General features: G+C 59.8%; 21 protein-coding genes. 13 read left to right on the forward strand and 8 right to left on the reverse strand.

Going from position 1 to position 25,095, the window contains the following annotated elements:
• The first annotated feature begins 23 nt into the window (after positions 1 to 23).
• From LRK71_RS05170 to LRK71_RS05195, 6 genes are all read left to right on the forward strand, one after another.
• Positions 24 to 461 carry a GFA family protein gene (locus LRK71_RS05170; protein WP_232401565.1) on the forward strand — a complete coding sequence of 146 codons (438 nt, stop codon included), beginning with the start codon at positions 24 to 26 and terminating at the stop codon, positions 459 to 461.
• On the forward strand, positions 458 to 5,005 hold the full coding sequence (gene gltB / locus LRK71_RS05175) for a glutamate synthase large subunit (RefSeq protein ID WP_232401568.1): 4,548 nt from the start codon (positions 458 to 460) through the stop codon (positions 5,003 to 5,005). Before LRK71_RS05170 ends, gltB begins: the two co-directional genes overlap by 4 nt.
• A 141-nt stretch (positions 5,006 to 5,146) precedes the next feature.
• Entirely contained in the window at positions 5,147 to 5,890 is a 744-nt protein-coding gene (mtgA, locus tag LRK71_RS05180; RefSeq protein WP_232401570.1) for a monofunctional biosynthetic peptidoglycan transglycosylase, read from the forward strand.
• A 69-nt stretch (positions 5,891 to 5,959) separates the two neighbouring features.
• The gene (gene fzlA, locus LRK71_RS05185) at positions 5,960 to 6,625 is read left to right on the forward strand and encodes an FtsZ-binding protein FzlA (protein ID WP_232401572.1); all 666 of its coding nucleotides are present in this window, start codon (positions 5,960 to 5,962) and stop codon (positions 6,623 to 6,625) included.
• Positions 6,626 to 6,706: 81 nt separating this feature from the next.
• Entirely contained in the window at positions 6,707 to 7,789 is a 1,083-nt protein-coding gene (gene queG / locus LRK71_RS05190) for a tRNA epoxyqueuosine(34) reductase QueG (protein WP_232401574.1), read from the forward strand.
• A 39-nt stretch (positions 7,790 to 7,828) separates the two neighbouring features.
• Positions 7,829 to 9,871, forward strand: coding sequence for a hydantoinase/oxoprolinase family protein (locus LRK71_RS05195; RefSeq protein WP_232401576.1), 2,043 nt, complete (start codon positions 7,829 to 7,831; stop codon positions 9,869 to 9,871).
• 81 nt (positions 9,872 to 9,952) lie between these two features.
• Here LRK71_RS05195 and msrA read toward each other — a convergent pair whose 3' ends face one another.
• Positions 9,953 to 10,462 (reverse strand): peptide-methionine (S)-S-oxide reductase MsrA, encoded by a 510-nt coding sequence (msrA, locus tag LRK71_RS05200; protein ID WP_232401578.1) that lies wholly within the window; start codon positions 10,460 to 10,462, stop codon positions 9,953 to 9,955.
• Complete coding sequence (gene msrB, locus LRK71_RS05205) at positions 10,459 to 10,908, reverse strand: peptide-methionine (R)-S-oxide reductase MsrB (RefSeq protein ID WP_232401580.1); 450 nt, start codon at positions 10,906 to 10,908, stop codon at positions 10,459 to 10,461. Before msrB ends, msrA begins: the two co-directional genes overlap by 4 nt.
• A 308-nt stretch (positions 10,909 to 11,216) precedes the next feature.
• On the opposite strand from msrB, the gene LRK71_RS05210 reads away from it, so the two are divergent.
• The gene (locus LRK71_RS05210) at positions 11,217 to 11,627 is read left to right on the forward strand and encodes a GFA family protein (RefSeq protein WP_232401582.1); all 411 of its coding nucleotides are present in this window, start codon (positions 11,217 to 11,219) and stop codon (positions 11,625 to 11,627) included.
• Positions 11,628 to 11,842: 215 nt separating this feature from the next.
• Here the strand turns inward: LRK71_RS05210 and LRK71_RS05215 are convergent, their stop codons facing one another.
• The 4 genes from LRK71_RS05215 to ade all read right to left on the reverse strand — a co-directional run bounded on the left by LRK71_RS05215 (position 11,843) and on the right by ade (position 16,699).
• Positions 11,843 to 12,754, reverse strand: coding sequence for a DMT family transporter (locus LRK71_RS05215; RefSeq protein WP_232401585.1), 912 nt, complete (start codon positions 12,752 to 12,754; stop codon positions 11,843 to 11,845).
• Positions 12,755 to 12,967: 213 nt separating this feature from the next.
• Entirely contained in the window at positions 12,968 to 13,261 is a 294-nt protein-coding gene (locus tag LRK71_RS05220; protein ID WP_232401587.1) for an HU family DNA-binding protein, read from the reverse strand.
• Positions 13,262 to 13,403: 142 nt separating this feature from the next.
• Entirely contained in the window at positions 13,404 to 14,888 is a 1,485-nt protein-coding gene (locus LRK71_RS05225) for an AMP nucleosidase (protein WP_232401589.1), read from the reverse strand.
• Positions 14,885 to 16,699 carry an adenine deaminase gene (gene ade / locus LRK71_RS05230; protein WP_232401591.1) on the reverse strand — a complete coding sequence of 605 codons (1,815 nt, stop codon included), beginning with the start codon at positions 16,697 to 16,699 and terminating at the stop codon, positions 14,885 to 14,887. Before ade ends, LRK71_RS05225 begins: the two co-directional genes overlap by 4 nt.
• 277 nt (positions 16,700 to 16,976) lie before the next feature.
• On the opposite strand from ade, the gene LRK71_RS05235 reads away from it, so the two are divergent.
• Positions 16,977 to 17,732 (forward strand): class II aldolase and adducin N-terminal domain-containing protein, encoded by a 756-nt coding sequence (locus tag LRK71_RS05235; protein WP_232401593.1) that lies wholly within the window; start codon positions 16,977 to 16,979, stop codon positions 17,730 to 17,732.
• A 4-nt stretch (positions 17,733 to 17,736) separates the two neighbouring features.
• Here the strand turns inward: LRK71_RS05235 and LRK71_RS05240 are convergent, their stop codons facing one another.
• A complete protein-coding gene (locus LRK71_RS05240; RefSeq protein WP_232401595.1) occupies positions 17,737 to 18,693 on the reverse strand; it encodes a GlxA family transcriptional regulator in 957 nt (318 codons plus the stop codon).
• Positions 18,694 to 18,771: 78 nt separating this feature from the next.
• On the opposite strand from LRK71_RS05240, the gene LRK71_RS05245 reads away from it, so the two are divergent.
• From LRK71_RS05245 to LRK71_RS05265, 5 genes are all read left to right on the forward strand, one after another.
• On the forward strand, positions 18,772 to 19,935 hold the full coding sequence (locus LRK71_RS05245) for an acyl-CoA dehydrogenase family protein (RefSeq protein ID WP_232401596.1): 1,164 nt from the start codon (positions 18,772 to 18,774) through the stop codon (positions 19,933 to 19,935).
• Between the two features lies 1 nt (position 19,936).
• Entirely contained in the window at positions 19,937 to 20,245 is a 309-nt protein-coding gene (locus LRK71_RS05250; RefSeq protein ID WP_232401597.1) for an Rdx family protein, read from the forward strand.
• A gap of 6 nt (positions 20,246 to 20,251) precedes the next feature.
• Positions 20,252 to 22,288 (forward strand): acetate--CoA ligase family protein, encoded by a 2,037-nt coding sequence (locus tag LRK71_RS05255; protein ID WP_232401598.1) that lies wholly within the window; start codon positions 20,252 to 20,254, stop codon positions 22,286 to 22,288.
• Positions 22,285 to 23,085, forward strand: a complete 801-nt coding sequence (locus LRK71_RS05260; RefSeq protein ID WP_232401599.1) for a carnitinyl-CoA dehydratase — start codon at positions 22,285 to 22,287, stop codon at positions 23,083 to 23,085. The genes LRK71_RS05255 and LRK71_RS05260 overlap by 4 nt, the downstream gene beginning before the upstream one ends.
• 204 nt (positions 23,086 to 23,289) lie before the next feature.
• Entirely contained in the window at positions 23,290 to 24,162 is an 873-nt protein-coding gene (locus LRK71_RS05265) for an SDR family oxidoreductase (protein WP_232401600.1), read from the forward strand.
• On the opposite strand, the gene LRK71_RS05270 is transcribed toward LRK71_RS05265, so the two are convergent.
• Positions 24,163 to 25,080 (reverse strand): restriction endonuclease, encoded by a 918-nt coding sequence (locus tag LRK71_RS05270; protein WP_232401601.1) that lies wholly within the window; start codon positions 25,078 to 25,080, stop codon positions 24,163 to 24,165. It abuts the gene before it with no gap.
• Positions 25,081 to 25,095 lie beyond the last annotated feature (15 nt).

A 25,095-nucleotide genomic window follows, 5' to 3' on the forward strand; every position in this document is an offset into this window, starting at 1 on the left:
CCACCGCAAGGGAGCCAGGGTAGATGAGCGAGTTGCAAGGCCAATGCATGTGCGGCGCGGTTACCGTGTCAATGACGCCAGCGCAAAATACTTTGCGGGCCTGTCACTGTGATATGTGCCGCCGCTGGACCAGCTCGGCGTTGATGACCATCCCGGCTGCCTCGGGCTATGCAGCACTGGGGTCGGTAACGACCTATAGGTCGTCCGACTGGGCAGAACGCGCCTTTTGCAGCACCTGCGGCTCGGCGCTTTGGTATCGCATTACCGCGCCCGGTGACATGCACGGCCAGGTCCAAATGGCTGCTGGCCTCTTTGAAAATAACGGCGGGAACACTCTCGACCTGGAATTCTATATCGACAAGAAACCCGAAGGCTACGCCTTTACTGGAACGCAACGGCAGATGACCGAAGCGGATGTAATGACAGCGTTTCGCCGCGCGGCAGAAGGAGACGACCAATGACCAATCGTGATGCAGTCAACTATGACGCGGACTGGGTGCGCGCCGAAGAAGCCAAGCGTAAGTGGATGGCGGAAAACGGTCTTTATACCGAAGCAGAAGAGCATTCCTCTTGCGGGGTTGGGCTTGTGGTGGCGGTGGATGGCAAGGCCAGCCGCAGCGTCGTTGAGGCCGGTATTAATGCGCTCAAGGCGATTTGGCACCGTGGTGCGGTTGATGCCGATGGCAAGACCGGGGACGGGGCTGGCATTCATGTGCAGATCCCGGTGCCATTCTTTTATGATCAGATCAAGCGCACCGGCCATGTGCCACGCGAAGATCAGTTGATGGCCGTGGGCCAGGTCTTTCTGCCGCGCACCGATTTCGGCGCCCAGGAAACCTGCCGGACCATCGTTGAAACCGAAGTCCTGCGTATGGGCTATTACATCTATGGCTGGCGCCATGTCCCGGTGGATGTGACCTGCCTTGGCGGCAAGGCCAATGCAACCCGCCCCGAAATCGAACAGATCCTGATCTCCAACTCCAAGGGCGTGGATGAGGAAACCTTTGAGCGCGAGCTTTATGTGATCCGCCGTCGCATTGAGAAGGCCGCTGCCGCTGCCGGGATCGGCGAGCTGTATCTTGCCTCGCTGTCCTGCCGCTCGATCATCTACAAAGGCATGATGCTGGCGGAACAGGTTGCTGTCTTCTACCCCGATCTGATGGATGAACGGTTTGAGAGCGCCTTTGCGATCTATCACCAGCGCTATTCCACCAATACTTTCCCGCAGTGGTGGCTGGCCCAGCCCTTCCGCATGTTGGCACATAACGGCGAAATCAACACCCTGCGCGGCAATATGAACTGGCTGAAAAGCCACGAAATCCGCATGGCCAGCACCACCTTTGGCGACCACGCCGAAGATATCAAGCCGATCATCGCCGGCGGAGCCTCTGATTCTGCGGCGCTGGATGGTGTGTTCGAAGTGCTGGTGCGGGCTGGCCGGTCGGCACCGATGGCCAAGACCATGCTGGTGCCCGAAAGCTGGTCGAAACAGGCGGTTGAGCTGCCCGAAGCCTGGCGTGACATGTATTCCTACTGCAACTCGGTGATGGAGCCCTGGGATGGTCCGGCGGCGTTGGCGATGACCGATGGCCGCTGGGTCTGCGCTGGTCTGGACCGCAACGGCCTGCGCCCAATGCGCTATGTGGTCACTGGCGATGGGCTGGTGATTGCCGGTTCCGAGGCAGGGATGGTGCCAATCGACGAGGCCACCGTGGTGGAAAAAGGCGCGCTTGGCCCTGGCCAGATGCTGGCTGTGGATATGAAAAAGGGCAAGTTGTACCACGATACCGCGATCAAGAATAAACTCTCTGCAGCGCTGCCCTTTGGCGACTGGGTGAGCAAGATCAACGATGTGGATGCCACCCTAGCCACCGTCACCGAAGCGCCGCTCTTTACCGGAGAAGAGCTGCGTCGCCGTCAGGTGGCTGCGGGCTATACCATCGAAGAGCTGGAGCAGATCCTGTCGCCAATGGCCGAAGATGGCAAGGAAACCCTGGCATCCATGGGCGATGACACGCCCTCGGCCGTGCTGTCGAAACAGTACCGCCCACTGTCGCATTTCTTCCGCCAGAACTTTAGCCAGGTGACCAACCCGCCGATCGATTCACTGCGTGAATTCCGGGTGATGTCGCTGAAGACCCGCTTCAGCAACCTCAAAAACGTGCTGGATGAAGACAGCAGTCAGACCGAAATCGTCGTGCTGGAAAGCCCCTTTGTCGGCAATGCCCAATGGGACAAGCTGGTCAGTGAATTCACTGCCCCACTGGCGGAAATCGACTGTTCCTTTGATCCGGCCGAGGGTTCGCTTAGCCAGGCGCTGGACCGTATCCGCGCCGAAGCCGAAGATGCGGTGCGTTCAGGTGCCGGGCATCTGGTGCTGAGCGATCAATATTCTGATGTCAGCCGTGTTGCCATGCCGATGATTCTGGCGACATCGGCAGTGCATTCGCATCTGACGCGCAAGGGCCTGCGGACCTTCTGCTCGATCAATGTGCGTGCCGCCGAATGTGTGGACCCGCATTATTTTGCTGTGCTGATCGGCTGTGGTGCCACCGTGGTCAATGCCTATCTGGCCGAAGATTCGCTGGCCGACCGCATTGAACGCGGCTTGCTGGATGGCACCCTGACCGAAAATGTGGCGCGCTACCGCAATGCCATCGACCAGGGCCTTCTCAAGATCATGGCGAAAATGGGGATCTCGGTGATCTCTTCCTATCGTGGTGGGCTCAACTTCGAAGCCGTGGGCCTGAGCCGCGCCATGTGCGCCGAATTCTTCCCCGGCATGACAAGCCGTATTTCCGGCATCGGCGTCAGCGGGATCCAGGTCAAGGCGGAAGAAATCCACGCCAGAGGGTGGAAGAGCGCTGAAAATATCCTGCCAATTGGGGGCTTTTACAAAGCGCGCAAATCCGGCGAGACCCATGCCTGGGAAGCCACCTCGATGCATATGTTGCAGATGGCTTGTAACCGCGCCTCATTCGAGATGTGGAAGCAGTATTCTGCCAAGATGCAAAGCAACCCGCCGATCCATCTGCGTGATCTGCTGGACATCAAGCCGCTTGGCAAATCGGTGCCGATTGAGGAAGTGGAAAGCATCACCTCGATCCGCAAACGCTTTGTCACTCCGGGCATGAGCCTGGGTGCCCTGTCGCCTGAGGCGCATAAAACGCTGAACGTGGCGATGAACCGGATCGGGGCCAAATCTGACTCTGGCGAGGGCGGCGAAGACCCGGCGCATTTTGTGCCGGAACCCAATGGCGACAACCCATCTGCCAAGATCAAACAGGTGGCCTCGGGTCGGTTTGGCGTCACTGCCGAATATCTGAACCAATGCGAAGAGCTGGAAATCAAGGTGGCCCAGGGAGCCAAGCCCGGTGAGGGCGGCCAGCTGCCGGGGATGAAGGTCACTGACCTGATTGCCCGCCTGCGCCACTCGACCAAGGGCGTGACCCTGATTTCTCCGCCACCGCACCACGATATCTATTCGATCGAGGATCTGGCGCAGCTGATCTACGATCTGAAACAGATCAACCCGCGCTGCAAAGTGACAGTGAAACTGGTGGCCTCCTCCGGGGTTGGCACCATCGCTGCTGGCGTGGCCAAGGCCAAGGCCGATATCATCCTGATCTCCGGCCACAATGGTGGTACCGGGGCGTCGCCTGCGACCTCGATCAAATACGCTGGTCTGCCCTGGGAAATGGGTCTCACAGAGGCGCATCAAGTGCTGGCGATGAACAACCTGCGCGAACGCGTCACCCTGCGGACCGATGGGGGGCTGCGCACCGGGCGCGATATCGTCATGGCGGCGATGCTCGGGGCCGAGGAATACGGCATCGGCACCGCGGCGCTGATCGCCATGGGCTGCATCATGGTGCGCCAGTGCCAGTCCAACACCTGCCCGGTTGGCGTCTGTACCCAAGACGAAGCCCTGCGGGACAAGTTCACCGGCTCGGCGGATAAAGTGGTCAATCTGATCACCTTCTATGCGCAGGAAGTGCGGGAAATCCTGGCCGCTATCGGTGCGCGCAGCCTGGACGAGGTGATCGGCCGTGCCGATCTGTTGGCGCAGGTGTCGCGTGGCTCGGCACATCTGGATGATCTGGATCTGAACCCGCTGCTGATCACCGTCGATGGCTCTGCCAATATCGTTTACAACCGCGACAAGGAGCGCAACCCGGTGCCAGATACCCTGGACAGCGAAATTGTCCGCGACGCGGCGCGTTTCCTGCAGGATGGCGAAAAGATGCAGCTGTCTTATGCGGTGCAAAACACCCACCGGTCTGTGGGAACCCGCACTTCGAGCCATATTGTGCGCAACTTTGGCATGCGCAATGCCTTCCAGCCGGATCACCTGACGGTGAAATTGCAGGGCTCTGCCGGGCAATCTCTGGGGGCCTTTGCGGCGCCAGGGCTGAAGCTGGAAGTGTCGGGCGATGCCAATGACTATGTTGGCAAGGGTCTGTCAGGTGGCACCATTGTGGTGCGTCCGCCGATGGCTTCGCCTCTGGTTGCCAGCGAAAACACCATTGTCGGCAATACCGTGCTCTATGGTGCCACCGATGGCTACCTGTTTGCGGCGGGTCGCGCAGGTGAACGCTTTGGTGTGCGCAACTCGGGTGCCAAGGTGGTGATCGAAGGTTGTGGGGCCTGTGGCTGCGAATACATGACGGGCGGCGTTGCGGTCATTCTTGGCAGTATTGGGGCCAACTTTGGCGCAGGCATGACCGGCGGTATGGCCTATCTCTATGATCCTGATGGCCAGGCGGAAACCATGATGAACATGGAAGGCCTGGTGGTCTGTCCGGTGACGGTGGCCCATTGGGAAGCAGAGATGAAGGGCCTGATCGAACGCCACCTGGCGGAAACCGGCAGTCGCAAGGCGGCAGAGATTCTGCAGAACTGGGATCTGGAGAAGGGGAATTTCCTGCAGGTTTGCCCAACCGAAATGCTGGACAAACTGCCGCATCCCTTGAGCACTGAGCAGGCGGCGGTTCCCGCCGAATAGACCCACGCCGATAGCACCAATTGAAATGCCCCGTAGGTTCACCGCCTGCGGGGCATTTTTTCCTGGAGAATCCGGCGGATCCTCGCACAGCAGGCGGCTTTTGCAGTTGGTTCTGCCGACGCTGCTATTCTATAGAGAGGCATGGCAAAGGCAGCAAAAAAAACCAAAAAGCAGGCAAAACCCGCAGGCAGCTGGATTCGGACGCGGCTGGCGATGCCGCTGCGCTGGCTTCGGCGGTGGGTTTTACGCGCCGTGCTGGGCTTTACCGCCGTGGCCACGCTTTTGGTGCTGTTGTTTTCGGTGGTGAACCCGCCCACCACCCACACGATCTGGAGCGAAAAGCGCCGCCTGGGACAGATAGATCAGGAATGGGTGCCGCTAGATCACATGGCGCCAGTGCTGGTGCGCTCTGTCGTGGCGGCCGAGGATGCGCGGTTTTGCCAGCACTGGGGGATCGACGTGCAGGCCATTCGCGCCGCCCTGGCCGAGGGTGGCCAGCGGGGTGGCTCTACCCTGTCGCAGCAGGTGGTAAAAAACGTCTTTCTGTGGCAGGGTCGCAGCTGGCCGCGCAAGGCGCTGGAAACCCTGCTCACCCCTCTGGTCGAAGTGTTTTGGAGCAAAAAGCGTATTCTTGAAGTCTATCTCAACGTGGCCGAGATGGACAAAGGCATCTTTGGTGCCGAGGCCGCCGCACGGCATTATTTTGGCGTCGGCCCGGATCAACTGAGTGCCCGCCAGGCGTCGCTGATTGCTGCGGTTTTGCCCAATCCAAAGCAACGGTCTGCCGCACGGCCAAGCAAGTTTATGGTGCGCCGGGCGGCCAGTATCCGCGACGGGGCAGCCACCATCCGCGCAGATGGGCGGGCCGGCTGTTTCGAGGATTGAAGTTTTGTGACACACAGGGCATTGCTGGAAATCATTCCTGCAGCTCGACCCGGAGTTTCAAAAGTTCCCATGGCCCGTCTCTATCATGTCCCGCTTTCACCTTTTTGTCGGAAAATTCGCCTGTCGCTGGCGGAAAAAAAGATTGAAGTCGAGCTGGTAGAAGAACGCTATTGGGAGGCGGATCCGGATTTTCTGCGCCGCAATCCGGCGGGCAAGGTTCCGGTCATCCGGTTGGATGGCAAGATGATGGCTGAGAGCGCTGCGATCTGCGAGTATCTGGAAGAGACCCGGCCGACGCCGCCCCTGATGCCCGCTGATCCCGATGGCCGCTATGAGGTGCGCCGTATTGTCAGCTGGTTTGACGACAAGTTCCACAGCGAGGTAACGTCAAAGCTGCTCTATGAGCGGGTCAACAAGAAGGTCACCGGCGAAGGTTATCCCGACAGTCGCAATGTCAAGGCGGGGGCTAAGGCGATCAAGTATCATCTTGATTACATGACCTGGCTGCTGGACCATCGGCGCTGGCTGGCTGGTGATCAGATGAGCCTGGCTGATTTTGCCGCCGCCGCGCATCTGTCTTCGCTTGATTATATTTCAGATGTCGATTGGAACCGCTCGGCTGTGGTGAAAGACTGGTATGCCAAGATCAAATCGCGCCCAGCGTTTCGTTCAATCCTTGCGGATCAGATTGCCGGTTTTCGCCCGCCCGCCCATTATGCCGATCTCGACTTCTGAGCGGTTCGTGCAGTGCGGGGGCTGTCCGCCCCCTCTTGCCTTTTGCAAAGGCAATTCACCCCTGAGGATATTGTTGGCCAAATGAAGAATGGGTCCGAACTGAAGGAACGGTTGGTTGCACAGGCCCTTTCTGAGGGGTTCGTAGCCTGCAAGATCTGTCGGCCCGGTGATGTGCCGCAGGTGCCCGCCCGGCTGCAGCAGTTTATTGACAAGGGCTATCACGGGCAGATGGGCTGGATGGCGGAGCGATGCCATTGGCGGGGTGATCCCGCTGCGCTGTGGCCGGAGGCGCGATCGGTGATCATGCTGGCCGAGAGCTACACCCCGGAGGAAGACCCGATGGCGGTGGTGGGCTGCGCTGATCGTGGTGCGGTTTCGGTCTATGCCCGCAACAAGGATTATCACGATCTGGTCAAGAAGCGCCTGAAGCGTCTGGCGCGCTGGTTGATCGACGCGGCAAAGCAGCAGGGTGAGGCGGCGCAGGTGAAGGTTTTTGTTGACACCGCACCGGTGCCGGAGAAGCCGCTGGGGCAGGCGGCAGGGCTGGGTTGGCAGGGGAAACATACTAATCTGGTGAGCCGAGATTGGGGAAATTGGGCCTTCCTAGGCTCTGTTTTTACTACGCTTGAGCTGCCGGTGGATGCGCCTGAACCGGATCGCTGTGGCTCTTGCTCGGCTTGTTTGACCGCTTGCCCGACAGAGGCGTTTACTGCGCCTTACCAGATGGACGCGCGGCGCTGCATTTCCTATCTGACGATTGAGCACAAAGGTCCGATTGAGCCAGAGCTGCGCCGCAAGCTGGGCAATCGGATTTACGGCTGCGATGACTGTCTGTCGGCCTGTCCTTGGAATAAGTTTGCCGTCGCAGCCAGCGATCTGCGCTATGCAGCCCGCGCCGAATTACAGGCGCCAAGACTGGCAGAGCTGGCGGTGCTGGATGATGCCGCGTTTCGCGCGTATTTTTCGGGCTCGCCAATCAAGCGGGTGGGGCGGGATCGGTTTGTGCGGAATGTGCTCTATGCAATTGGCAATTCCAACCAGCCCGATCTGCGTGCCGTAGCGGCTGGCCTGGTTGATGATCCAGACCCCACGGTGGCAGATGCGGCACGATGGGCTGTTCAACGTCTGGACATGACGCAAACAGGATGGACCCGGCGCAAATAGGCGTTACACCCGACATGCGAACGGAATGGAGAGGGTGGCATGGCGCTATTGCTTGGGGTCGATACCGGCGGGACCTATACGGATGCGGTTTTGATCCGCGATGAGGTGGAGGTGATCGCCAGCGCCAAGGCCCTGACGACGCGCGGGGATCTGGCCATTGGCATAGGCTCTGCTGTAGGGGAGGTATTGCTGCAATCGGGATGTGACGCAGCCGAGATCAGTATGGCGGCCCTGTCGACCACCCTGGCCACCAATGCGCTGGTCGAAGGGCAGGGCGGTCAGATTGCGCTTATTTACATTGGATTTGAAGCGACCGATCTGGATCGTCATGGGTTGAAAGAGGCGTTGAAAGGAGATCCGGCATTGGTTGTGGCGGGGGGGCACAATCATGCGGGGGGGGAGGTGACCGCGTTGGATTTTCTGTCTCTAAAGAGCTTTTTAGAGACAGAGGCGGCAGAGGTTTCTGGCTTTGCCGTGGCTTCGCTCTTTGCCACGCGTAATCCGGCGCATGAGCTGGCGGCTGCCAGTCTTATTGCTGAGGTAACCGGAAAGCCCGTGACCTGTTCGCATCAGCTTTCAGCCCGGTTGAATGGACCCAAGCGGGCCCTGACGGCGGTGCTGAATGCGCGGCTTATTGGGATGATTGACCGGTTGATTGGCCGGGCGCAAGACAGGCTGGGCGAGCTGGGTATTACTGGGCCGATGATGGTGGTGCGCGGTGATGGTGCGCTGATGTCGGCGCAACAGGCCCGGGCACGTCCGATTGAAACCATCCTGAGCGGTCCGGCGGCTTCGCTTGTGGGGGCGCGCTGGTTGACGGGGGTGGATCATGCCTTGGTCAGCGATATTGGCGGCACCACCACCGATGTGGCGCTGATCCGCGATGGGAAACCGGCGATTGATCCTGCAGGCGCACGGGTGGGCGATTTCCGCACCATGGTCGAGGCGGTGGCGATGCGCACCACTGGGCTGGGGGGTGACAGCCAGGTGCATGTGCGCGCCAGCGGCCTGCAGGGCGGGGTGGTTTTGGGTCCGCGCCGGGTGGTGCCCATCTCCTTGATGGCGGTTGAGGCCGCAGAGGTGGTGCATGGTGCCTTGGACAGGCAGCTAAACGCGCCGGTTGTGGGGGAATATGATGGTCGGTTTCTGCGCGCGGTTCCTGGCCTGCCCGCTGCCGGGATTGGCCCGCGAGAGCGCGCCCTGTTGGAGCGCATCGGCACAGAGGTGCACCCCCTGGGCACGATCCTTCGGAACCGGATGGATCAGGGGGCGTTGAACCGCCTGCTGGATCGGGGGTTGGTGCAGGTTGCCGGTATCACGCCCTCGGATGCGAGCCATCTGCTGGGCCGGGTGCAGGTCTGGGATCGATTGGCGGCCGAAAAGGCGCTGACGCTGTTTGCCCGTCGCCGGATTGGTAGCGGAGAGCCCCTGGCCCCGGATGCCCAGACCCTGGCGCAGATGATTGTAGATCAGCTGACTGAACAGACCTCATTGGCCTTGTTAGAGACTGCATTCTTTGAGGATGGCGCTGATTTTGGCCTGCCACCCGAGGGGGCGGCCAAGGATCAGGGTGCAGATCGGGCCCGTGATCTGGCACGCCATGTCCTGACTCAGCGTGGGCTGGCGGCGCACCGGGGCATTCTGGCGCTGAATGCTGCGATCAATGTCGATGTTGTCGGGCTTGGGGCCTCGGCACCCAGTTATTACCCGGCGGTCGGGGAGCGGTTGAAGTGCCGCATGCTGCTGCCGCAACACGCCGGGGTCGCCAATGCGATTGGTGCGGTTGTCGGGCGTGTCACCATGCGGCGCAGCGGCAGTGTTACCTGCCCGGCCGAGGGGAAATTTCGGGTCCATTTGGAGAGTGGACTGCAGGACTTTTCCAGCTCTGATGCGGCGCTGCAGGTGCTGGAACAGGCCTTGCAGGGGCAGGCGCGCGGCGACGCCGAACTGGCCGGTGCGCAGGATATCCACATTGATATCAGCCGCGACATTCGCACCGCCACAGTCGAGGCGCGCGATGTGTTTGTCGAAGCAATGGTGACGGTCGAGGCCAGTGGGCGTCCCCGGGTCGCCAAGGGCTGAGGGGCTGAACAACAGCCAGAGACGAAATGGCCCGCGCCGAAATGGCGCGGGACTCGGGTCTTAGTGCGGCTCTAACCTTGGTTATTCAGCTGCGTCTTTGCGTTTTGGCAACACCCAGTCGGGGCGGGCAAAGTGGCAGGTATAGCCATCTGGCCGACGCTTCAGATAGTCTTGATGCTCTGGCTCCGCCTCCCAGAAATCGCCGACAGGCTCGACTTCGGTGACCACTTTGCCAGGCCAGAGGCCGCAGGCTTCGACATCTGCGATGGTGTCGAGCGCGGTGGCCTTCTGGGTGTCATCGACATAGTAGATCGCCGAGCGGTAGCTCATCCCCAGATCATTGCCCTGGCGGTTTTCGGTTGTGGGATCGTGGATCTGAAAGAAGAACTCCAGTAGATCCCGATAGGATGTCTGGCTGGGGTCAAAGATTACTTCGATACCTTCCGCATGGGTGCCGTGGTTCTGATAGGTGGCATGGGCCACATCGCCACCAGTATAGCCGACGCGGGTTTGCAGCACGCCTTTGCGCTTGCGGATCAGATCCTGCATGCCCCAAAAACATCCCCCTGCCAGAACAGCGCGTTCGCTCATGATCTTTCCTCCACCTGGTTGATGTAGTCTGCATAGCCTTCGTCTGCCATGTCGGCCAGCGGGATAAAGCGCAGCGAGGCAGAGTTGATGCAATAGCGCAGCCCGCCATGTTCTGCTGGCCCGTCGGGAAAGACATGGCCCAGGTGGCTGTCGCCATGGGTTGATCGTACTTCGGTGCGGATCATGCCAAGGCCACGATCTTCCAGTTCGCTGACATGGGTGGGTTCGATTGGTTTGGTAAAGCTGGGCCAGCCGCAGCCGGAATCGTATTTGTCGCCAGATGCAAACAGTGGCTCGCCCGAGACGATGTCGACATAGATGCCGACCTCTTTGTTGGTAAGCAGCTTGCCGGTGCCGGGGCGTTCGGTGCCGGCGCGTTGTGTGACGTAGAATTCTTCCTCAGAGAGGGCGGCAATGGCCGCGGGGTCTTTGCTGTATTTGGTCATGAAATCCTCCGTCCTGTGCGGTATTCCAGAATGGTTTTAACCTCTGGCGGCGCGGGTGGCCACGGGGTGAAAGATGGGGTGCGGTTGGAAAATTGCAATTTCTGTTCACAGGCGCGTGTCTACCGATAGCTCGTTTTGGTCGGCACGTGATCAATTGATCCAAACGCTGGAAAAGCGGACCTATCGCCCAGGTGCGCTAAAGGTCCGGTTGGCGTCAAATTTGACCGTGATCCTACGCGCGGATACAAGGGCTCAATGAAATTGCATTCGACTGGCGGCAGGGTGCTTGCATGTCGAGAGGAGTGTGAATGAACGACAATCTGGCCACCGGACAGTGCCTATGTGGCACTGTGAAGTTCAGTATATCGGGAGAGTTCGAGAGCTTTTTCCTGTGCCACTGCGGCCGCTGCCGCAAGGACAGCGGTTCGGTCCATTCGGCAAACCTGTTTTCGTCCACGGCAAAGATAATCTGGGTGTCAGGCGAGGCAAATATCAAGACATTCCAGCTTCCTGGGTCACGACACGTGAAGAGCTTTTGTATGGATTGCGGCTCCGCGCTGCCGGTTTCTCAAGCAGACGTCGGCTTTCTTGTCGTGCCAGCAGGGTCCCTTGATAGTCCGATCGACATACGACCCAACGCGCATATCTGCTTTTCCAGTCGCGCGAACTGGGACAACGACCTGGCCTCCATCGAAAGAATCAACGGGCTTCCCGGATGAGCTGTCGATCCGGCGACGCATCTCGAACAACAGCCAGACGACAGTGAAGCGGCAGTTGGCTTCGTCCCGCTTTCTGGTCGTTGCGGGCTGGCTGGCGAAGGTTTGGTCTGGGGGGCATGTGCTTGATATTTTGGGCGTTATTTCAGGCGCAGGCGTGATTCTCTTTCAGAAAACCAGGCGGTATAAAGCCAAAGTGGCGCGCATTTCATACTGCGTCATCTGGGCTGTGGGCGGGCGGTCTCTGGTGCGGCTGCGGCGCTGACGCTGGGTTGGCGCGAGAGTTGCACTGCCAGAATGCCTAGGGTTACCACCCCGACCCCCAGCACATCCAGCAGGCCAAGGCGTTCTCCCAGAAGCAGGCTGGCGATGGCGACGCCAAAGACCGGGTTGAGAAAATGAAAGGTGGCGGCGCGAATGGCACCGATACGGTTCAACAGCAGCACCCAGATAAAGGTTGCCATCAAGCCGGGCACCAGGGTGGTATAGGCGAAGGCCAGTCCCAGCCGCAGGGTGGGGGTAACAAAGATCTCTTCGCTGAGTGGCGCCGCAACAAACAGGATGGCCGATCCAATTAGCATCTGCAGCCCCACCACCATCATGAAGTTGCCACCCGATGTGGCGCCGCGCAGCGCCAGGGTTGCCACCGTCAGGGCCGCGACTCCGCCAAAGCAGAGCATAAGGCCAAAGAGATCTACCCCGGCATTGATCCGAGTGCCCATGATCAGCGCCACACCGGCCACACCTGCCATCAGGCCCAGCAGGCCCAGCGGCTTGATCCTGTCGCCAAAGATCGCCCAGGAGGCCAGCGCCACACAGAGCGGCATGGTTGAGGCGATGATGGCAGCCAGCGAGGCTTCGATCCATTGCATGGCGACAAAGTTGAGCCCCAGATACAGCGCATTCTGGCATAGGCCAAAGATCACCGTGGCGCGCCACTGGCCGCGGCTCAGCCGCCAAGTTTGACCCAGGGCGAGGGCAATGGCGACGCCGATCAGGCCAGAAATCAGAAAACGCACCGCAAGCGAAAACAGCGGCGAGGCATCCATCACGATGATCCGCGCCGAGGTAAAGGCAGAGGACCACATCAGGGCAAAGGTCAGCCCCATTGCTATTGTGCGAATATCCATGACCCTGGCCTTTCCTATCGGGCAGATCGCCTGCCAGCCCTGTTACGGATCTTTAGCAAGGCGGGCCGGGGCAGGAAATGGAATTCTCTGGGTTGTTCCGCTTTTGCACGCAACCCATCGCGGTGCCCCCACAGCAAAGGGCGCGGCCACAAAAAAATAGGGCCGCCAAAGGCGACCCTGATTATCTTGGCTAGATTCCCAAAAAGGTTGGGATCAGGCTTCGCCGTTCACGCTGTCTTTCAGAGCCTTGGCAATGGTCATTTTCACAACCTTGTCCGCCTCTTTCATGAATTTTTCGCCGGTGGCGGGATTGCGCACTTCGCGCTCGGGGCGCTCGCGGCAATAAATTTTGCCGACACCAGGCAGGGTCACGGCACCGCCGTTGGAAACTTCGCGTGTGATCAAGGCACAGACGGCTTCAAGAGCAGCGCCTGCGGTCTTTTTATCTTCGCCCATTTCCTCAGCCAGAGTGGCAACAAGCTGGGTTTTTGTCATCGGTTTGGACACTCTCAGATCTCCTTAAAACTGCCCGAACTGTGGGGCCTCATCGGGCAACATTATCGTTATGTTGTGTCGGAACACAACGCGTAGTGTGACAAAAGACCATAGAAACCAGAGGTTTTTTGCCGAAAACTGTAAAAACGGCCGATTAGAGGAAGGCGGTTTCGTCAAAAGAGCGCAATTTTCGGCTGTGAAGCCGTTCCAACGCCATCGATCTCAGTTTTTCCATGGCTTTTATGCCGATCAGCAAATGGCGTGCAACCTGTGTCTGATAAAAGTCAGTGGCCATGCCCGGCAGCTTCAGTTCGCCATGCAGCGGTTTGTCCGACACGCAGAGCAGCGTGCCATAGGGGACACGAAAGCGATAGCCATTGGCGGCGATGGTGGCGCTTTCCATATCCAGGGCAATGGCACGCGACTGGCTGAGCCGCTGCACCGGGCCGGACTGGTCGCGGAGTTCCCAGTTGCGGTTGTCGATGGTGGCGACGGTGCCGGTGCGCATGATGCGCTTGAGATCGTAGCCTTCAAATTCGGTGACCTCTGCCACGGCCTGTTCCAGGGCGATCTGGATTTCCGCCAGAGCCGGGATTGGCGTCCAGACGGGCAGGTCATCGTCCAGCACGTGGTCTTCGCGCAGATAGGCATGGGCCAGGACAAAATCCCCCAGCGCCTGCGTATTACGCAACCCGGCGCAGTGCCCCACCATCATCCAGGCATGCGGGCGCAGCACTGCGATGTGATCGGTGGCAGTTTTGGCATTGGAGGGGCCGACGCCGATATTGACCAGGGTGATGCCTTTGCCGTCGGCGCGCTTCAGATGGTAGGTTGGCATCTGCGGCAGTTTGGCGACGGCGGGCAGCTCGGCATCCGGGCTGGTGATCTCATGATTGCCGGTGCTGACAAAGCTGGTGTAACCCGAGTCGGGATCGGCCAACTGGGCGCGGGCATAGGCTTCAAACTCGGCGACGTAGAACTGATAGTTGGTGAACAATACGTGGTTTTGAAAATGCTCGGCTGCGGTGGCGGTATAATGAGCCAGCCGGGCCAGCGAATAATCCACCCGCTGGGCGGTAAACAGCGACAGCGGCCCAATGCCGTTTTCGGGCTGATAGGTGCCATTGACGATATCGTCATTGGTGGTGGCCAGATCCGGCACATCAAAGACATCGCGCAGGGTGAACCCGGCGGCGCCCTCTTGCGGTACGGTCAGATCCGGGCGAGAGCCCACGGCAAAATGCACCGGGATCGGCGTATCTGATGCGGCAATGGTCACAGGTTGCCCATGATGCTTGATCAACAAGGCAATCTGCTGCGTCAGATAGTGGCGAAACAGATCCGGTCGGGTCACCGTGGTGGCATAGGTGCCGGGGGCAGAGACATGGCCAAAGCTGAGTCGGCTGTCCACCTGGGCAAAGCTGGAGGTGGTAAAGCGGATTTCGGGATAGAAGGCGCGGATGCGTCTTTTCCCGTCTTTTGCCTCGGCCATGCTGGCGATGAAGGCATCACACAGAAATGTGGTGGCTTGGGTATAAAGCTCTTCCAGCCGGGCCACAGCGGCGGCGGCATCGGTAAAGTTCTCGGGGGCGGGGGGCTTGGGCTGCGTGATTTCCGCAAGGTGGCTGGTTTGGGTCATGTCAGGGGCTCGATCACCGGAATCATTTCGAATGTGCGCACGTCAACAAGACCAAGGTCTGAAATCCGCAACTCGGGGATCACCACCAGGGCCAAAAGAGAATGCTGCATATAGGCGTTGTTCAGCGCGCAGCCGCAGGCCTCCATCGCGGCGCCCAGTTTCTGCGCCTTGGCGGCAACTTCGGTTGCGGGGCTGTCGGACATCAGGCCCGCGATGGGCAGTTCAACCAGCGCCAGTTCTTTGCCATCGCGGAAGATGGTTACACCACCGCCGACCTCGGCCAGGCGATTGGCGGCCAGAGCCATCTGGTTCCGATCGGTGCCCACCACGATCATATGGTGGCTGTCATGCGCCACGGTCGACGCCATGGCCATCTTACCCTCATAGCCAAAGCCCGAGACAAAGGCATTGGTGACACCGCCGGTTGCCTGATGGCGTTCCACCAGGGCGATTTGGCAGGTCCCGGCCTCGGCGGCCAGACTGGCTTCGACCAAGCCGTCATGCACCGGCAGTTCTGCCTTCAGTGCCTTGGTTGGGGCCTGGTTTTCCACCATGCCGATGACATTGGCGGTGACCGCATTGGCACCTTCTGGGGCGGCAATTTCAAAATCAGCCGCCGTCAGGTCATGGCCCAGATGCACGGTGCCACGGGCGCTGTCGGGCCAGTCAAGATGTGGGCAATCCACCTTAATAGAGCCGCTTTCCGCAACGATCTGACCACGGGCCACAACCAGCTCGATCGGTAGTTGCGTCAGGTCCGAGGTCAGGATCACATCGGCGCGCCGTCCCGGCGTGATAGAGCCGATATCGCGTTCCAGGCCAAAATGCGTGGCGGTGTTGATCGTTGCCATCTGCAGGGCAATCAGCGGATCACAGCCGCAGGCAATGGCATGGCGCACCACCCGGTTCATATGGCCGTCGTTGACCAGGGTGCCAGAGTGGCAGTCATCGGTGCATAGGATGAAATTGCGCGGGTCCAGGCCTTTTTCAGTGATCGCGGTGATCTGCGCTTCGACGTCATACCAGGCTGATCCTAGCCGCACCATGGCGCGCATCCCCTGACGCATCCGGGCGATGGCATCGGCTTCGCAGGTGCCTTCATGGTCATCTGCCGGGCCGCCTGCAACATAGGCGGCAAAATCGCGCCCCAGATCGGGAGAGGCATAGTGGCCGCCAACGGTTTTCCCGGCGCGCTGGGTGGCGGCGATCTCGGCCAGCATCTTGGGGTCGGCATTGGCAACACCGGGAAAGTTCATCATCTCGCCCAAGCCGACGATACCAGGCCAGGACATCGCCTCGGCCACGTCTTCGGGGGTGATTTCATATCCGGTGGTTTCCAGCCCCGGCGCCGAGGGCGCGCAGGATGGCATCTGGGTGAAGATATTGACCGGCTGCAACAGGGCCTCGTCATGCATCAGCCGTACGCCTTCCAGGCCCAGCACATTGGCGATTTCATGCGGATCGGTAAACATGGAGGTGGTGCCATGCGGGATCACGGCGCGGGCAAATTCCGCGGGGGTGAGCATGCCGGATTCAATATGCATATGCGCGTCGCACAGGCCGGGGATCATATAGCGCCCGGCTGCCTCTATCACCTGAGTGTCAGCGCCGATGCAGTAACTGGCATCCGGTCCCACATAGGCGATGCGCCCGGATACGATGGCGATGTCATGCCCGTCGAGCACCTCTCGGGTATGGACATTGACCCATTTACCCTGCCGGATCACCGTATCCGCAGGGCTGCGGCCTGCGGCAACATTGATCAATTGCGGGGCGATGTCGGGCCAGCTGGGGAATGCATTCTCTGTCATGTGCCAATTGTTCCGATTGTTCCGGCAAGTGCAAGCCCTGCAATCCCTGCCTGTGTTGAAACAGCTATAGCCAAGCCAAGAGGATAGCCCCAGTGCCCAGCCAAGGTGGCACAAAATAACCGACCGCTGTTGCGCCTGTTTGCGAAGCGGAAGGACTGCAGGGGCAGCCCAGAGATGGCGCAGCAACCGGTGGGTAATTTGGATCTGGTCAAATCGACTGTGGTAGATCAGGTTTTGGCCAATGTGATTTACCCCTGCTCATCCAAGGAGACCCGAGATGCACACCCCCGAGCCGCGCCCCAATATGGACCACTGGCAAGAGCGCATAGATCTGGCGGCCAGTTTTCGCTGGGTTGAGCGGTTGAATATGCATGAAGGCGTCGCCAATCATTTCAGCCTGGCGGTGAATGACGAAGGCACGCAGTTCCTGATGAATGCCAATCAGATGCATTTTGCCCGTATCACGGCCTCTAATCTATTGTTTCTGGATGCCAATGATCCGGAAACCATGACCAAACCCGGCGCGCCGGATCCAACGGCCTGGGGGCTGCATGGCTCTATCCACCGGCTGTGCCCGCAGGCGCGCTGCGTGATGCATGTGCATTCGATCCATGCCACGGTTCTGGCCTCTCTGGCCGATAGCAGCCTGCCGCCGATCGATCAGAACACCGCGACCTTTTTTAATCGCTATGTGATCGACGATGGCTATGGCGGGTTGGCGTTTGAAGACGAAGGCGCGCGCTGTGCGGCGATGCTGACGGACCCCAAGCAAAAAGTGATGATCATGGGTAACCACGGGGTGCTGGTGATCGGCTCTGATCCGGCAGATACCCTGAATAGGCTGTATTATTTTGAACGCGCCGCCGAAACCTATATCCGCGCCCTGCAAACTGGCCAGAAGCTGCGCGTCTTGTCGGATGAGATCGCCGAGAAAACCGCGCAGGAACTGGAAGACTACCCAAGCCAGGCAGAGGCGCATCTGCGCGAGATCAAGCTGGTTCTTGACGCAGAAGGTTCTACCTACGCCAGCTAACCTGTTACCCTGTGCCGTTGCGCATCTGGCGCGGGGTGGCACCAAATTCGGTACGATAGGCGCGGGTCATGGCGCTGGGGTTCTCATATCCACTGCGCAGGGCGACCTCGGCGACGGATAAATCAGTCTCTAATATGAGCTTTCGAGCCTGTATTAGCCGCAGGTGCCGGTAGATCGCCTGCGGGGTGGCACCCAGCTGCGCCTTCATGCGGTGTTCGAGATCTTTGCGGTTGCGTCCAATCCGGCGGGCGATCTCGGCAATCGACAGCGGCGCCTCGATATGGGCCTGCATCAGGGCCAGGGCGCGTGCCACAGATCGGCTGCGGGCAGAGCCTATGGAAAGGGGCCTGGTCTCTGCTTCGGTGACTTCGGGGCTCATGAACAGGGCCGCAACCTCCAGTCTTAGGGCCTGACCGTGGCGCTGGCCGATCAGCTCCATCATCAGATCAAAGGCCGCCAGCGCCCCGGTACAGGTTATGCGATTGCCGTCTTGTACATGGCGAAGGCGCTGCACCGCGATCTGCGGGAAATCCTCGGCGAAACTGGCCAGTTCCTCCCAGTGGATGGTGGCGCGCCGTCCATCTAGCAGGCCGGCCGCTGCCAAGAGCCAGGCACCGGCGTCAAACCCGGCCATCACCCGATACCGCAGCGCCGCCGCCCGCAGCGCCGCCTTGGCCTGCTCGGTGGCCAGCGGGCGATAGCGATAGGATGGCATGGCAATCAGCATATCGCCCTGACAGCGGGGTAGGCGATCATGTGGGTTGACCTCCATCCCCGCTGAAGAGCTGGCCGGTGCCCCATCAAGGGTGAGAAAGCGCCAGGCATAGATCTGTCGCCCCGCCAGCGTATTGGCGGCGCGCAGCGGTTCAATCGTATTGGCCAGGCAATGACCGGAAAAATCATCAAACAGCAGCAAATCTACTTGCTGCATCGCAGCATCATCTTTGACCCATCTCTGCATGGTATCCGCCGTTTTTGCACGAAGTGACTCTAGTCCGGCGCTACACTGCTCGGCAAGTCAAAGAAGAGGATATGCGCGATGCATTTTGGCATGACAGAAGAACAGGCGATGATCGTCGAAACCACCCGTGCCTTTGTAGAGAAAGAGCTCTACCCCCACGAGCTGGAGGTCGAGCGCAGTGGTCACCTCGATATGGAGGTGATCAAAGATATCCAGAAAAAGGCAATTGAGGCAGGGCTTTACGCTGCAAACATGCCCGAAGAAGTCGGCGGGGCCGGTCTCGATACCTTGTCGTGGCTGATGTATGAAAAAGAACTGGGCAGGGCCAACTACGCGCTGCACTGGACCGGTGTTGCCCGCCCATCGAACATCCTGCTGGCCGGCACCGAAGAACAGAAGGAAAAGTATCTGTTCCCCTGCATGAAGGGTGAAAAATGGGATTGTCTGGCGATGACCGAGCCAGACGCGGGGTCCGACCTGCGCGGCATGAAGGCGACAGCGCGCCAGGATGGTGATGACTGGATCCTGAACGGTACCAAGCATTTCATCAGCCATGCGGATATCGCCGATTTTGCCATCTGCTTTATGGCCACCGGGGTTGAGGACACGCCGCGCGGCCCCAAGAAGAAGATCACCGCCTTCTTTGTCGACAAGGGCACGCCCGGTTTTGAGGTGCGCGACGGCTACGGCAATGTCAGCCATCGTGGCTATACCAATGCGGTGCTGGAATTTGATGATTGTCGCCTGCCGTCTTCGGCGATTCTGGGCGAGGTCGACAAGGGTTTTGATGTGGCCAACACCTGGCTGGGGGCCACCCGTTTGCAAGTTGCCGCAACCTGCCTGGGCCGGGCGGATCGCGCCCTGCAGCATGCGGTGGAATATGCTGCCGAACGCAAGCAATTTGGCCAGCAGATCGGCAAATTCCAGGGGGTTTCCTTCAAACTGGCCGATATGGCGCTAGAGCTGAAGGCGGCAAATTTGCTGACCTGGGAGGCCGGCTGGAAGTTCGACCAGGGCAGCGTCACCGAATCCGACATGTCGATGGCCAAGCTGAAGGCGACCGAAATGCTGGCCATGGTTGCGGATGAGGCAATCCAGATCCACGGCGGCATGGGCCTGATGGATGAGCTGCCCTTGGAACGTATCTGGCGTGACGCCCGCGTTGAACGCATTTGGGAGGGGACGAGCGAGATCCAGCGTCATATCATCAGCCGCGAAATGCTACGCGCTCTTGGAGGCTAAGATGACGGCGACCCTTTCCCACAAACCCAAAGTCACGATCACCTATTGCATCGGCTGCAACTGGATGCTGCGCGCGGCCTGGATGGCGCAGGAATTGCTTGCGACTTTTCAGGATCAGCTGGGCGCGGTCACTTTGGTCCCGGGAGAGATCGGCGGGATCTTTGAGATCTCGGTCAATGATACGCTGATCTGGGAGCGCAAGCGCGATGGGGGCTTTCCGGATGTGAAAGAACTGAAGTCCCGCCTGCGTGATCAGATCAACCCGCAACAAGACCTGGGCCATATCGACCGGGTCACAAGGGATGAATAGATAGAAATGAAGTCTCTAAACAGGCTGTTTAGGCCCAAGACCATCGCCGTCGTCGGCGGGGGGGCTTGGTGCCGACTGGTGATCGAACAGTGTCAGAAGATGGGGTTCGATGGGGTGATCTGGCCAGTCCACCCCAAGGCAGAAGAGCTGGCAGGCCTGCCGGTTTACCGTGATATCGCCAGCCTGCCCGGCGCGCCCGATGCCACATTTGTCGGCGTTAACCGCTTTGCCACCATCGAGGTGGTGCGGGATCTGGCAGCCCGCGAGGCGGGCGGAGCGGTCTGCTTTGCCTCGGGCTTTCTGGAAGCCCAGGCCGAGGATGCCGAGGGCGCAGAACTTCAGGTGCAGCTGCTGGAGGCAGCGGGCGAGATGCCGATCCTGGGGCCCAATTGCTATGGCTTTATCAACTATCTGGATGGGGCGCTGTTGTGGCCCGACCAGCATGGCGGAAAACGGGTCGAAACGGGCGTCGCCCTGATCACCCAAAGCTCAAACATTGCCATCAACCTGACCATGCAGACGCGCGGCCTGCCCATCGCCTATGTGGTGGCAGCCGGCAATCAGGCGCAGTCTGGCATTGCCGAGATTGGCGAAGCCCTGCTGGAGGATGACCGCGTCACCGCTCTGGGCCTGCATATCGAAGGCTTTGGCGATCTGCGCGCATTCGAGGCCCTGGCCGCCAAGGCCCGCGCCCTGGGCAAGCCGATCATCGCGCTGAAGGTCGGAAAATCCGCCGAGGCCCAGGCGGCAACGGTGTCTCATACTGCTTCGCTTGCAGGTGGGGATGCGGGGGCTTCGGCATTGCTTGCCCGGCTTGGCATCCCGCGTCTGGAGGATTTGCCCGCCTTTTTGGAAACGCTGAAACTGCTGCATGTGACCGGGCCGCTGGCCAGCAACCGGCTGGGCTCTATCAGCTGTTCTGGCGGCGAAGCCAGCCTTGCGGCCGATACCGCGCATGCGCTGCCCGTGGTGTTTCCGCCGCTGAACGACAGCCAGAGTACCAATCTGCGTGCCGCGCTTGGGCCCATGGTGGCACTGGCTAATCCGCTAGATTATCACACCTATATCTGGCGTGACACCGAGGCGATGATCCGGGCCTTTTCGGCGATGATGGATCCGTCGCTGGCGATGACCCTGCTGGTGGTTGATTTCCCGCGCGGTGATCGGTGCTCGGCCAGTGATTGGGACTGTGCCATTGATGCGGCCATTGGCACACATCAGGCCACGGGGGGCAATGTCGCCATGGTGGCAACCTTGCCGGAACTGCTGCCGGAAGCCGTTGCTGAAAAGCTGATGGCTGCCGGGGTGGTGCCGTTTTGCGGTCTGCGCGAGGCACTGACGGCCTGCGCTGCGGCTAGCCAACCCTTGCCGAATGATGCCGCGCCGCTGTTGCTGCCAACTCCAACCGTTGAACCAAGCCTGATCCCCGAAGCCGAAGCCAAGCTGCGCCTGTCGGATTATGGATTGCGGGTGCCACAGTCGATTCAGGCAAAATCCCCCGGTGCGGCCCGGGCTGCCGCAGCTGATATCGGCTTTCCGGTGGTGTTGAAGGGCGAGGGTATCGCCCACAAAAGCGAGGTCGGCGCGGTGGTGCTGGGGCTGACAACGGGCAGCGATGTTAGTACGGCGGCCAGCCAGATGCCCGCTCAGCATTTTCTGGTGGAAGAAATGGTACCCGGCGCGGTGGCCGAACTGCTGATTGGGGTGGTAAAGGATCCGGCGCATGGCTTTGTCCTGACCCTGGCGGCGGGCGGTACCCTGACCGAGATCCTGCAGGATAGTGCCTCATTGCTATTGCCAGCCAGCGAGGCTTCGATTGAGGCTGCGTTGGAGGGGCTGAAAATTGCGCCGATCTTGGCGGGGTTCCGGGGGCGTCCTGGTGCGAATCGCGCCGCTATTCTGGCGGCGATCAAGGCGGTGCAGGCCTATGTTCTGGCCGAGGCAGAGGGCCTGGAAGAAATTGAAATCAACCCGTTGCTTTGCACGCCTGATGATGCGGTGGCGGCGGATGCGCTGATGCGGAGAAAGGACTTTATGAGATGAGTGACAAGATACAGGACCACGGACCGGTTAAAACCCGACGCGAGGGCGCCATTCTGGAGGTGACACTGGATAGGCCCAAGGCCAATGCGATTGATCTGGCCACCAGCAAGATCATGGGCGAGGTGTTTCGCGATTTCCGTGACGACCCCGACCTGCGTGTGGCGATCTTGACTGGCGGTGGCGAAAAGTTCTTTTGCCCCGGCTGGGATCTGAAGGCTGCCGCTGATGGCGATGCGGTGGATGGCGATTACGGGGTTGGCGGTTTTGGCGGCCTGCAAGAGATGCGAGAGATGAACAAGCCGGTGATTGCAGCTGTGAATGGTATCGCCTGTGGTGGCGGGCTGGAGCTGGCGATCTCTGCCGATATGATCCTGGCGGCGGACCACGCGACATTTGCGCTGCCCGAGATCCGGTCTGGCACCGTGGCGGATGCGGCCTCGATCAAATTGCCCAAGCGCATCCCCTATCATATCGCCATGGAACTGCTGCTGACCGGACGCTGGTTTGATGCCGCAGAGGCTGAACGCTGGGGGCTGGTGAATGAGATTGTTCCAGGCGATCAGCTGATGACCCGCGCCTGGGATCTGGCGCGGCTGCTGGCATCGGGGCCGCCGCTGGTCTATGCGGCGATCAAGGAAGTGGTCCGCGATGCGGAAGATTGCAAATTCCAGGATGCGATGAACCATATCACTCAGCGGCAGCTGCGCGCGGTGGATGTGCTCTATTCCAGCGAGGACCAGCTGGAAGGTGCCCGCGCCTTTGCTGAAAAACGCGACCCTGTCTGGAAAGGTCGCTAAGCTCAGTCAGAAAAACGGGGGGCTCCCGCCCCTGCCGTAGCAATCACAGATTGCCACTTTAGGGTTGGGCCGGGCACCTCGCTGACGCGTGGTGCCCGTCGCTCCTGTGGGAACTGCATGGATATTAGGCGCGGCGGCAAAACGGCCTGCCGGGGGAGAGGAACAGGTCTTGCACCTTGTCCGTCTTCTGCCCATTTAGGACAGATGCAAAACACGCTTCTTTGTCTTGGATGTGGATATACTGCGCGCGCTCTGGCGCCGGCTCTGTTGGCGCGGGGCTGGCGGGTGATCGGCACGGCGCGGGAAGCTGCGGATGTGCCTGGCGTAGAGATGATCATCTGGCCGGGGCAAGATATCCCCCTAACGGGTGTCACCCATATCCTCAGCTCGATCGGGCCCAATGCCAAGGGCGACCCGGTGCTGGCGCACTTGCGGGATGAGATCGCCGCTGTGGCACCTGATCTTGCCTGGGTGGGCTATCTGTCGACCACCGCCGTTTATGGCGATCGGGGCGGCGATTGGGTGGATGAAACCACGCCAGTTGCCCCCACCAGCGAACGCGGCACCTGGCGCGCCGAGGCCGAAGCGCAGTGGCAGCAGATCCAGGATCTGCCGCTGCATATCTTTCGTCTGGCGGGGATTTACGGTCCCGGACGCGGCCCCTTTGCCAAGCTGATGGCCGGCAAGGCGCGGCGCATTGTCAAACCGGGGCAGGTGTTCTCGCGCATTCATGTAGAGGATATCGCACAGGCGCTGCTGGCCTCGATCGACCGGCCCAACCCGGGTGCGATCTACAACCTCTGCGATGACGACCCGGCACCGCCGCAGGATGTTCTGGGCTACGCCGCAGAGCTGCTGGGGCTGCCAGTCCCCGCCGAAGTGCCCTTTGATGAGGCAGGCATGACCCCAATGGCGCGCAGTTTTTATGGTGAAAATAAGCGGGTGCGCAATGATCGCATCAAGGATGCCTTGGGTGTGCAGCTGCTCTACCCGAGCTACCGCGAAGGGTTGCAGGCTGTGCTTGCAGCAGAAGATATGGAGCGCTTTGTGCCGCCTTCAGAACCGCCGGCGCTGTGATCAGGTTTCGGAAAAATAGTCTTCATCAACCGATCTGAGAACGAGTGTTTTTCGCGCCCTTACCCCAACCTCATGCTTGATCATCAGCCGGGCAAGACGGTCCCCGTTGATCAGGACAATACGGTGCTGAACCCGATCTACATACTCCATGGCATCTTTAGAGAAGTCAGAAGTTGTCACAAACACGCCTTTGCTGGCTCCCTCACCGGTCAGTGATCCAACGAAGGCATTTAAAGCAGGTCGCCCTACCTTGTTTTCAGAAGCATACCGTTTGGCCTGAATATAGACCGCATCTAAGCCGAGTTCATCTTCATTGATGATCCCGTCTATTCCGCCATCGTTGGACACGTTCGTTTGCAGGCCTCTTTCAAGCGCGCCGCCACCATACCCCATAGATAGCAGTAGATCTACGACAAGCTTCTCGAAACGCGCTGGCGAGAGTGAAAGAACAGCAGCCAGAACGTCATTGGCTAGGGCCTCGTCGATGACCTTAAACGCAGTCTCCAATTGCTCTCTTGGCGTGGCTCCCAGGTCTTTGTCTCCACCTGTTTCGACATCTTCTTTAGAAGCGGTACCTTCTGACTTCCAGCGTTTGTATAAGGGGAATTCCTTTAGAGCGGAAAGGCTTAAGGACCGAGCAGACCCGTTTGATATTGCTTTCATACCCAGTTGGGAAACGACGTAGTAACCGCGTTTGGGCCGCTCAATAAGCCCAGCTTTCATCATGTGAAAAATTGCCCAGTCTGCACGATCAAATACTCGGGTTCTCATTCCACTGGGAATGCGTTCGTCCATCTCGGCGTCAGATAGGGAAAAATGGGACTTTAGTCCTGGTTGGCACTCTTTGGCATTCGTGGCGCCTTCAGACAGCAGCACTAAGCAAGGAAACATCACGTCGTTCATGTTTGGAAGAGACATTCCGAAATCCTCTGT

The sequence above is a fragment of the Pseudophaeobacter flagellatus genome (genome assembly GCF_021228235.1).
GTDB classification, from domain to species: domain Bacteria; phylum Pseudomonadota; class Alphaproteobacteria; order Rhodobacterales; family Rhodobacteraceae; genus Pseudophaeobacter; species Pseudophaeobacter flagellatus.